Origin of the sequence: Bradyrhizobium guangdongense (assembly GCF_006483445.1) — a bacterium.
Classification (GTDB): domain Bacteria; phylum Pseudomonadota; class Alphaproteobacteria; order Rhizobiales; family Xanthobacteraceae; genus Bradyrhizobium; species Bradyrhizobium guangdongense_A.
The window spans coordinates 1-10,352 of record NZ_PPPT01000259.1 but is presented as its reverse complement, the minus strand read 5'-3'; the positions used below and the strand labels follow the sequence as shown (position 1 = coordinate 10,352).

Below are 10,352 nucleotides of genomic sequence, written 5' to 3'. Positions count from 1 at the left end.
GGCGGCTCCATCGCCACCAGCGACATCAACTGGAACAGATGGTTCGGCACCATGTCGCGCAGCGCGCCGGTGGCGTCGTAGAAGCCGCCGCGATGGCCGACGCCGAGCTTCTCCTCCACCGTGATCTGGATGTGATCGATGTGGTTGCGATTCCAGATTGGCTCGAACATGCCGTTGGCAAAGCGCAGCACCAGAATGTTCTGCACCGTCTCTTTGCCGAGATAGTGATCGATCCGGTAGATCTGGTGCTCCTCCATGATCTTCAGGAGTTCGCCATTCAGCGCCTTTGCCGATGCGAGATCCGTGCCGAAGGGCTTTTCGATGATGAGCCGGCGCCAGGCGCCATTGTCCTCCTTCATCAGCCCGGTGCGGCCGAGCTCGCGCGCCGTCGGCGCAAACGCGGCCGGCGGCGTCGCCAGATAGAACAGGCGGTTGCCGCCGGTGTCGCGCGAGCATTCGAGCGCGTCGAGATGCTTGCGCAATTCGTCGAATGAGGGCGGGTCTTTCGGATCGGCCTCGACGAAGGTGACGCATTGCAGGAGTTTTTGCGCGATATCGTCATCCACGGGACGTGTCGCGAACTCACGCAGCCCCTTCATCAGGCTGTCGCGCAGATCGCCATCCGACATCGCCTTGCGGGCGGCGCCGACCACGCAGAACTTTTCCGGCAGCAGGTGCTCGGCCGCAAGATTGTAGAGCGAGGGAATCACCAGGCGGTGGGTGAGATCGCCGGTGACGCCAAAAATGACGAAGGCGCAGTTTTCAGGTTTTCGTTGCGGCTGTGGGTCTTTCACGAATAACTGGCCTTTATCGCATCATCAGGGCTTCTTGGGCTCTTTGTGGCCGCCAAATCCCGCGCGCATCGCCGAGAGAATCTTTTCGGCAAAGGTGTGGTCCTTGCGCGAGCGGAAGCGGGCGAACAGCGCCGCGGTCAAGACCTCCGCCGGCACCGCCTCGTCGATCGCGGCATTCACGGTCCAGCGTCCCTCGCCGGAATCCTCGACGAAGCCGGAATACTCCGACAGCGCCGGACTATCGGCGAGTGCGGTCGAGGTGAGATCCAGCAGCCAGGACGGGATCACGCTGCCGCGGCGCCAGACCTCGGCGATATCTGCGAGATCGAAATCGAAGCGATGATCTGACGGCAGCGTCTCGAGATTGGCGTTCTTGAGGATGTCAAAACCCTCGGCATAGGCCTGCATCAGGCCGTATTCGATGCCGTTATGGATCATCTTGACGAAGTGCCCGGCGCCGACCGGGCCGGCATGGATGTAGCCTTGCTCGATGCGGGGATCGCGGCCCCCGCGACCGGGCGTGCGCGGAATGTCGCCGATCCCCGGCGCGAGCGTCTTGAAGATCGGATCAAGCCGGTCGACGACGGCCTTGTCGCCGCCGATCATCATGCAATAGCCGCGGTCGAGACCCCAGACACCCCCCGATGTGCCGACGTCGAGATAATAGATGCCGCGCTCCCCGAGCGCCTTGCCGCGGCGAACATCGTCCTGCCAGAACGCATTGCCGCCGTCGATGATGACGTCGCCGGGCTCCATCAGCTTGGCGAGCGCGTCGATCGTCGTCTCCGTGATGTGGCCGGCCGGCAGCATCACCCATGCCGTGCGCGGCTTCTCCAGCTTGGCGACGAACTCCTCCAGCGTGGTCGCGCCGACCGCACCGTCGGCCGCAAGGCCGGCGACGGCCTTGGCGTCCTTGTCATAGACCACGGTCGTATGGCCGTTGCGCATGAGACGGCGGACGATGTTGCCGCCCATCCGCCCCAGGCCGATCATTCCGAGTTGCATGGACGCCGTCCTTCAGTTCAGCGCGTCTGAGATCGCCGCGTTCAGAGCGGTGAGGCCCTTCTTCAGCCCGCCCTTCAGGTGCACGCGGAGCGCACGGCGTCCGCGCTCGGTGAGCACGTCGAAATCGCCCCGGGCCTGCGCCGCCTTGATCACGCCAAAGCTGGCCTTCTGGCCCGGCACCGGCAGATCCTTGGCGTCGTCGGCGGTGATCTGGAGGAACACGCCGCTGTCGGGTCCGCCCTTGTAGGCCTGTCCGGTCGAGTGCAGGAAGCGCGGGCCGAACTCGGCGGCGGTCGCCACATGGCGCTTTTCGAGCACCGCGATCCGCATCTTCTGGAGTGCACTGATCGTGGTCTTGTCGCGCTCGATATAGCCGAGCAGGGCGACATAGTCGCCGGCCTGTGAGCGCGAGAGATGCGCCTTGATCCAGGAACCGAGATCGCCGTTGGCACCGGCGGCCCGGAGCGCCGCCGCGTTGCTCTCGTCGGTGTAGAGATCGGCATCGGCGGTGCTGACCACGGGGCGCTCAGACGGCAGCGCGCCGGTCTTCTCGAAAGCGGAGGTGAGCTCCCGGGTCTTGATCTTGGCGGCTTCCACATCCGGCTGGTCGAACGGATTGATGCCGAGGATGCTGCCCGCGACCGCAGTTGCCATCTCGAAGCGGAAGAACTCCTGGCCGAGATGCTCGATCGACTTCATGAGGATGCGCACCACCGGGTGGCCGGCCTTTTCGAGCGCCGAGAGCTGGCCGTCATGGACGGTATCAGCTTCACCCTCGGTCCTGATGTCGATGAAGAAGCGGTCGTTGCCATAGACGCTCTGGTCGTTCAGCGGCTCGCCCTCGATCGGGATCAGCCCCTTGCCTTCCTTGCCGGTGGATTCGGCGATGAGCTGCTCGGCCCAGGCGCCGAAATCGGCGATCTTCTTCGACGAGAAGATCGTCACCTTGTCACGGCCTTCGAGGCCGGCCAGCCCCATGGCGAGGCCGAGCTGGACGCCGGGATTTTCATGCGGCGGCACGTCCGGCCCGCAGGAGCGGATCATCGTGAGCGCATGGCCGACGAAGCGGCCGACATCGATGCCGGCCGTTGCCGCCGGCACGAGGCCAAAGGGCGAAAGCACGGAGTAACGTCCGCCGATGCTCGGCTCGCCGTAGAAGATGCGGGCGTAATGCAGCTTCTTGGCCGCCTTCTCCAGCGAGGAGCCGGGATCGGTGACGGCGATGAAGCGGTGGCCGGTCTTGACCTTCGGCCCGACCGCCTTGGCGACGCGGTCGTAGAAATAATCCTTCATCGCGTTCGGCTCGGTGGTGCCGCCGGACTTGCTGGAGACGATGAACACGGTGTTGGCGATGTCGATCTGCGCCTCCATCGCCCGCACCTGCGCAGGGTCGGTGGAATCGAGAACGTGCAGCCTGGGGAAGCCCGCCTTCCTGGGAAAGGTTTGGCTAAGCACCTCCGGTCCGAGGCTGGAGCCGCCCATGCCGAGCACGACGGCGTCGGAGAAATTCTGGCCCTTCACCTTGTTCGCGTAGTCGGCGTAGTCGGCGACGTCGGCCTTCGCGGCGCTGTCGAGCCAGCCCAGCCACTTGTCCTCGTCGCTGCCGGTCCAGACCGATTTGTCGCGCTGCCAGAGCCGGCGGATCTTTGCGCCCGCGCGCCATTCTTCGGTCGCCTTGGTCACGGCCTTGCCGATGATGTCACCGAGCCCGAGCTGCTGACGATTGACGGCATTGCCGAGCACGGTCGCGCGCTTGGAGGCGACGGCGCCGTAGAGCTTGTCGGCAGCGTCGGCAAACAGTTTTACGCCGTCCTTGACGAGCTCCTCGGTGATCGCGTCGAGCGAGATTCCTGTTTGCGCGAGCTCTTCGAGCACGCGGCGGGCGTCGTCGATATTCTCCTCGAGACTGTCGCGCAGCTTGCCGTGGTCGCGGAAGGCATCCAGCGTCGCCGGCGGCACGGTGTTGACGGTGTTGGGGCCGATCAATTCCTCGACATAGAGGACGTCGCGGTAGTCCTTGTTCTTGGTGCCGGTTGACGCCCAGAGCAGCCGCTGCGGCTTGGCGCCCTTGGCGGCGAGCTTGTCCCAGCGGGGACCCGCGAAAATGCGCTTGTAATCCTGGTAGGCGAGCTTGGCATTGGCGATCGCCACCTTGCCCTTGAGCGCGGCGAGGCGCTCCTTTTCGGATGGATCGTTGGCGCGGGCGATCTTCTCGTCGAGCTGCTTGTCGACCACGCTGTCGATGCGGCTGACGAAGAAGCTCGCGACACTGGCGACAGGCGAGGGATCGCCGCCGCCTGCGACGTATTTTTCGAGCCCGGCGAGATAGGCTTCGGCGACCTCCCGATAGACTTGCTGGGCGAACAGCAGCGTGATGTTGACGCTGATACCGTCGCCGATCAGTTGCTCGATTGCCGGCAGGCCTTCCGCCGTCGCAGGCACCTTGATCATCAGGTTCTTGCGGTCGACCTCCTTCCAGAGGTGCCGGGCTTCCGCGACCGTGCCCTTGGTGTCGTTGGCGAGATAGGGCGAGACCTCCAGGCTGACGAAACCGTCCTGGCCCTTGAGGCGGTTGTAGACCGGGCGGAGCACGTCGGCGGCGCTCCGGATGTCCTCGATGGCGAGCTTCTCGAACAGCTCGGCGACCGTCTGGTCGCCGCGCTTCAGCGCCTTGCCGACCGGTGCGTCATATTCGTCCGAGCTGCCGATCGCCTTCTCGAAGATCGCGGGATTGGAGGTGACGCCCTTGACGCCGTCGGTGTCGATCAACGCCTTGAGGTCGCCTTTGGCGATGAAGCCGCGGGCCAAAAAGTCCAGCCAGACGGCCTGTCCGTGCTTTTCCAGTTCTTTGACGGGATTCATGATGTCTGTTTCTCTCCAAGCCGGTGCGCCAAGTCGATACGTAAAGGGTTCCAGCGCCGGTCCTGACGCGCTATGCTCTGTTAACATGACCAGGGAGGGGAACCAATCAAGGGTATGGAGGTCATACTCTCGGCTCAACTCGGGTGCGATCAATATGATCCGGTCTGTCGGACCTATTGTCGCGAGACGGTTGTTTGACCGAATGAATTGCAGTGGGGCCTGTTGCGTGACGCCGGCGGGGCGCTGGTCGTGATCGTCGACCGCTGCGCCGCCTGTCGACAATGAATTTCTCGTTCGGGACTCGACTGCGGAAATTTCTCGAACCTGGCGGAAGCGGGGGCGCGGTGCCTTGAGGCCGGCGCTGCGACGACTGCTTTCCTGCATCAGAAGAAATGCGCGGCCCCGTACTTGGCGGCCCTTTCATGGCATGAGCGATGCGTACGCCGCATTGCAGCAGAGGCGATCCTAGGCACAGATTGCCGCATAATCGTCACGGACGCACGGCCGTCTCACCGCTTTGCTGCACCGCCGGAAATCAAAAATCCCCGGTATCGCCCGGATGTTGCGTTAAGGATACATTAACTAAAAACTCGCCACCTTAAAAAACCGGATTCGCTTCCATAGCTTACAAAAGAGGCAGGTGCCTGTTTGTAATTCACGTAGTGCCTGCGTTGTGCGTTGCGCAGGTTGCCTCGCCCGGTGTCTGATGTCGCGTATGTGCTGACTGCTGATTCGCGAAACATCCGAGGAACGCAGCCGCAAGACGGATCGTTGCCTCGGCGGAGATAAGTGGAGAGGGATCATGTACAACGATTCTTTGTTCAACGCTTTCGCTCGGTCGTTCGAGGCCAGAAGCCAGAGCGACATGTCGATGGCGGAATATCTGGAATCGTGTCGAAGCGATCCAATGAAATACGCGAATGCAGCCGAACGACTACTAGCTGCGATCGGCGAGCCCCAGACGATTGACACGGCCAAGGACCCACGCCTTGGCCGTATCTTTTTGAACCGTACGATCCGGACCTATCCGGCCTTCGCGGGCTTCTACGGCATGGAGGAAACGATCGAGCGCATCGTTGGTTTCTTCCGTCACGCAGCGCAAGGTCTCGAAGAGCGCAAGCAGATCCTCTACCTGCTCGGCCCGGTCGGCGGCGGCAAGTCCTCGCTCGCCGAGCGGCTCAAGTCGCTGATGGAAGTGCACCCGATCTACGTGCTCAAGGCCGGCGATGAACTCTCGCCGGTGTTCGAGAGCCCGCTCAGCCTGTTCGATCCCGAACAGTTGGGACCGATGCTCGAAGAGAAATACGGCATTCCGCGCCGCCGCCTCACCGGGTTGATGAGCCCGTGGTGCTACAAGCGGCTCGAAGCCTTCGGCGGCGACATCTCGCAGTTCCGCGTCGCAAAAATCCAGCCCTCGCGGCTGCGCCAGATCGGCATCGCCAAGACCGAGCCGGGCGACGAGAACAACCAGGACATCTCCTCGCTGGTCGGCAAGGTCGATATCCGCAAGCTCGAAACCTACGCGCAGAACGATCCCGACGCCTACAGCTATTCGGGCGGTCTCAACCGCGCCAACCAGGGCGTCCTCGAATTCGTCGAGATGTTCAAGGCGCCGATCAAGATGCTGCATCCGCTGCTGACCGCGACGCAGGAAGGCAACTACATCGGCACCGAGAATATCGGCGCGATCCCGTTCACGGGCGTGATCCTGGCGCACTCGAACGAGGCCGAGTGGGCGAGCTTCAAGTCCAACAAGAACAACGAAGCCTTCATCGACCGCATCTGCGTCATCAAGGTGCCGTACTGCCTCCGGGTCACCGAAGAGCAGAAGATCTACGAGAAGCTGATCCAGGGCTCCGAGCTCGCCGCTGCTCCTTGCGCGCCGTCGACCTTGGAGACGCTGGCGCGGTTCTCGGTGATGTCGCGCCTGCGCAAGCACGAGAACTCGACGCTGTTCGGCAAGATGCGGGTCTATGATGGCGAGAGCCTGAAGGAATCCGATCCCAAGGCGCGCAGCGTCCAGGAATATCGCGATGCCGCCGGCGTCGACGAAGGCATGGACGGCGTCTCCACGCGCTTTGCCTTCAAGATCCTGGCTGCGACCTTCAACCACGACCCGCAGGAAGTGGCCGCCGACGCCGTGCATCTGATGTACGCGCTCGAGCAGTCGATCCGCCGCGAGCAACTGCCTGAAGAAGTCGAGAAGCGCTACCTCGAATTCATCAAGGCCGACCTCGCGCCGCGCTACGCCGAGTTCATCGGCAACGAGATCCAGAAGGCCTATCTGGAATCCTACTCGGATTACGGCCAGAACCTGTTCGATCGCTACGTCGACTACGCCGACGCCTGGATCGAAGACCAGGACTTCAAGGATCCCGACACCGGCCAGCTTCTGGATCGCGAGCTCTTGAACCAGGAGCTGACCAAGATCGAGAAGCCGGCCGGCATCGCCAACCCCAAGGATTTCCGCAACGAGGTGGTCAAATTCTCGTTACGGTCCAGGGCCCAGAACGGCGGCAAGAATCCGACCTGGACCTCCTACGAGAAGATTCGCGACGTGATCGAAAAGCGGATATTCTCCCAGGTCGAGGACCTGCTTCCGGTGATCTCCTTCGGGTCGAAGAAGGACGGCGAGACCGAAAAGAAGCACGGCGAATTCGTCGCACGCATGGTGGAGCGCGGCTACACCGAGCGTCAGGTTCGCCGGCTCGTCGAGTGGTACATGCGCGTGAAGCAGGCCGGTTGAGGCGGATGCGAAAGTGGCCATTCATATTATTGACAGGCGCCTGAACCCAGGCGGCAAGAGTCTTGAGAACCGGCAGCGGTTCTTGCGTCGGGCCAAGTCCCTGGTGCAGGGCGCCGTCAAGAAGACCTCGCAGGAACGCGACATCAAGGATGTCCTGGAGGGTGGAGAGGTCACTATCCCGCTGGACGGGATGCACGAGCCGCGTTTCCGCAGGGAAGGCGGCACGCGCGACATGGTGTTGCCCGGCAACAAGAAGTTCGTCGAGGGCGACTATCTCCAGCGCCAGGGCCAGGGCAGCGCCAAGGATTCCGGCCCGGGCGAGGGCGACAGCGAAGATGCCTTCCGCTTCGTGCTTTCCCGCGACGAGTTCGTCGATCTCTTCCTCGACGACCTCGAACTGCCTGATCTCGCCAAGCGCAAGATCGCGCAGACCGAGAGCGAAGGCATTCAGCGCGCCGGCTACACCACGTCGGGTTCGCCCGCCAACATCTCGGTCGGCCGCACGGTCAAGCTGGCACTCGCCCGCCGCATTGCGCTCAAGCGTCCGCGCAAGGACGAGATGGACGAACTCGAGGCCGAGATCGCCGAATGCGCCGACGAGGAGCTTCGGGCCGAGCTCGTCGCGAAGCTCGAGAAGCTGAAGGCCAAGTCCAAGCGCATTCCCTTCATCGATCCGATCGACATTCGCTACCGCCGCTTCGAGACGGTGCCGAAGCCGGTGGCGCAGGCCGTGATGTTCTGCCTGATGGACGTCTCCGGCTCGATGTCCGAGCACATGAAGGATCTCGCAAAGCGCTTCTACATGCTGCTCTACGTGTTCCTGAAGCGCCGCTACAAGCATGTCGAGATCGTCTTCATCCGCCACACCGACCGCGCCGAGGAGGTGGACGAGCAGACCTTCTTCTACGGCCCGGCCTCCGGCGGCACGCTGGTGTCGAGCGCGCTGCAGGCGATGAGCGACATCGTGCGCGAGCGCTTCAATCCGTCGGACTGGAATATCTATGCTGCGCAAGCCTCCGACGGCGACAATTCCTATTCCGACGGCGAGCTCGCCGGCATGCTCTTGACCGAAAAGATTTTGCCGGTGTGCCAGTTCTTTGCGTACCTCGAAGTCGGTGAATCCGGCGGCAGCGCCTTCGATCTCTCCGACTCCTCGCTCTGGACGCTCTATGAGCGCCTGCGCAACAGCGGCGCGCCGCTCTCGATGCGCAAGGTCAGCGAGCGCAGCGAGATTTTTCCCGTCTTCCACGACCTGTTCCAGCGCCGCGAAACCCAGGAGAAGGCCGCTCCATGACGGAAACGACCGGACGACTGTTCGAGGGCGCCGACTGGGACTTTCGTACCTTGCAGCGCATCCACGATGCCTGCGAGGACGTCGCGATCAAGAATCTCGGCCTCGACGTCTACCCGAACCAGATCGAGGTCATCACCGCCGAGCAGATGCTGGACGCGTATTCCTCGGTCGGCATGCCCTTGTTCTACAAGCACTGGTCGTTCGGCAAGCATTTTGCGTATCACGAGGCATCCTACCGCAAGGGCCTGATGGGCCTCGCCTATGAGATCGTGATCAACTCCTCGCCCTGCATCTCCTATCTGATGGAGGAAAACACGGCGACCATGCAGACGCTTGTCATCGCGCACGCCGCCTTCGGCCACAATCACTTCTTCAAGAACAACTATCTGTTCAAGCAGTGGACCGATGCCGACGGCATTCTCGATTACCTGGATTTCGCCAAGAACTACGTCGCGCAGTGCGAGGAGCGCTACGGCCGCGTCGAGGTCGAGCGTACGCTCGATGCCGCGCACGCGCTGATGTCGCACGGCATCGATCGCTATCCCGGCAAGAAGAAGCTCGACCTGCGCGCCGAAGAGAAGCGGGCAGGGCGCCGCCGCCAGCATGAGGAAGAGGTTTTCAACGACCTCTGGCGCACCGTGCCAACCGGGCCGCGCAAGAGCCGGGGTGTGCTGAGCGTCGAGCGCCGCCGCAAGCTGCTCGGCCTGCCGCAGGAAAACCTGCTCTATTTCCTCGAGAAGAGCGCGCCGCGGCTGGCGCCCTGGCAGCGCGAATTGCTGCGCGTCGTCCGCCACATCGCGCAATACTTCTATCCGCAGAGCCAGACCAAGGTGATGAACGAGGGGACGGCGACCTACGTCCACTATCGTATCATGAACGCGCTGCACCAGCAGGGGCGCCTTACCGACGGCAACTTCCTCGAATTCCTGCACTCGCATACCAGCGTGGTGTTCCAGCCGGAATTCGACGATCCGCGCTTCTCGGGCTTCAATCCTTACGCGCTCGGTTTTGCGATGATGCAGGACATCGAGCGCATCGTCACCAATCCCGAGGCCGAAGATCGCGAATGGTTCCCGGATATCGCGGGCAAGGGCGACGCGATGGGCGTACTGCGCGACGTCTGGGCCAATTATCGCGATGAAAGCTTCATCAACCAGTTCCTGAGCCCGAAGCTGATGCGGCAGCTCCGCATGTTCCACCTCCACGACGATCCCGAGGAGCGCGCCGGGATCAGGGTCGATGCCATCCATGACGAGCGCGGCTTCCGCCGCGTCCGCCGCGAGCTCGCGCGTCAGCACGATGTCGGCTTCATCGATGCCAATATCGAGGTGGTCGACGTCGATCTCTCCGGCGACCGCCGCCTCATCCTGCATCATCACGTCATCAAGGGCGGCCAGCTCAACGAGACCGACGCCAAGCGCGTGCTGCAGCACCTCGCCGACCTCTGGACCTACGACGTGTCGCTGATCGAGGTCGACGCGTCGGACAAGGTCTTGCGGGAATACGTGGTGAGCCCGCGGCCGATCACGGCGGCGGCTTAGCCAATTTGCACCGCAGCCCTTCGCCTCTCCCCGCAAGCGGGGAGAGGCCGGATCGCATCGAAGATGCGATCCGGGTGAGGGGGACTCTCCACGAATCCAACTGTCACCGT

5 protein-coding genes and 1 pseudogene are annotated in these 10,352 nt (G+C 62.9%); 3 read left to right on the top strand and 3 right to left on the bottom strand.

The window, feature by feature from the left end:
* The 3 genes and pseudogenes from C2U70_RS30790 to C2U70_RS30780 form a co-directional block, all read right to left on the bottom strand.
* Window positions 1–794: pseudogene (locus tag C2U70_RS30790) on the bottom strand (glucose-6-phosphate dehydrogenase); the annotation flags it as partial.
* 24 nt (window positions 795–818) lie between these two features.
* On the bottom strand, window positions 819–1,799 hold the full coding sequence (gene gnd / locus C2U70_RS30785) for a phosphogluconate dehydrogenase (NAD(+)-dependent, decarboxylating) (RefSeq protein WP_140982391.1): 981 nt from the start codon (window positions 1,797–1,799) through the stop codon (window positions 819–821).
* A gap of 12 nt (window positions 1,800–1,811) precedes the next feature.
* Window positions 1,812–4,661 (bottom strand): bifunctional transaldolase/phosoglucose isomerase, encoded by a 2,850-nt coding sequence (locus C2U70_RS30780; RefSeq protein WP_140982390.1) that lies wholly within the window; start codon window positions 4,659–4,661, stop codon window positions 1,812–1,814.
* Between the two features lie 802 nt (window positions 4,662–5,463).
* Between C2U70_RS30780 and C2U70_RS30775 the strand changes: the two genes are divergently transcribed.
* Genes C2U70_RS30775 through C2U70_RS30765 form a run of 3 tightly spaced genes read left to right on the top strand, consistent with a single transcriptional unit; the run spans window position 5,464 to window position 10,242 of the window.
* Window positions 5,464–7,407 carry a PrkA family serine protein kinase gene (locus C2U70_RS30775; RefSeq protein WP_140982389.1) on the top strand — a complete coding sequence of 648 codons (1,944 nt, stop codon included), beginning with the start codon at window positions 5,464–5,466 and terminating at the stop codon, window positions 7,405–7,407.
* 19 nt (window positions 7,408–7,426) lie between these two features.
* Window positions 7,427–8,701 carry a YeaH/YhbH family protein gene (locus C2U70_RS30770; protein WP_186294576.1) on the top strand — a complete coding sequence of 425 codons (1,275 nt, stop codon included), beginning with the start codon at window positions 7,427–7,429 and terminating at the stop codon, window positions 8,699–8,701.
* Entirely contained in the window at window positions 8,698–10,242 is a 1,545-nt protein-coding gene (locus C2U70_RS30765) for a SpoVR family protein (RefSeq protein WP_140982387.1), read from the top strand. Before C2U70_RS30770 ends, C2U70_RS30765 begins: the two co-directional genes overlap by 4 nt.
* The last annotated feature ends 110 nt before the right edge of the window (window positions 10,243–10,352 follow it).

Excerpts from the sequence above, each read along its gene's own strand:
- C2U70_RS30780 (WP_140982390.1), bottom strand. The coding sequence starts at position 4,661 with ATGAATCCCGTCAAAGAACTGGAAAAGCACGGACAGGCCGTCTGGCTG.
- gnd (WP_140982391.1), bottom strand. The coding sequence starts at position 1,799 with ATGCAACTCGGAATGATCGGCCTGGGGCGGATGGGCGGCAACATCGTC.
- C2U70_RS30765 (WP_140982387.1), top strand. The coding sequence starts at position 8,698 with ATGACGGAAACGACCGGACGACTGTTCGAGGGCGCCGACTGGGACTTT.
- C2U70_RS30775 (WP_140982389.1), top strand. The coding sequence starts at position 5,464 with ATGTACAACGATTCTTTGTTCAACGCTTTCGCTCGGTCGTTCGAGGCC.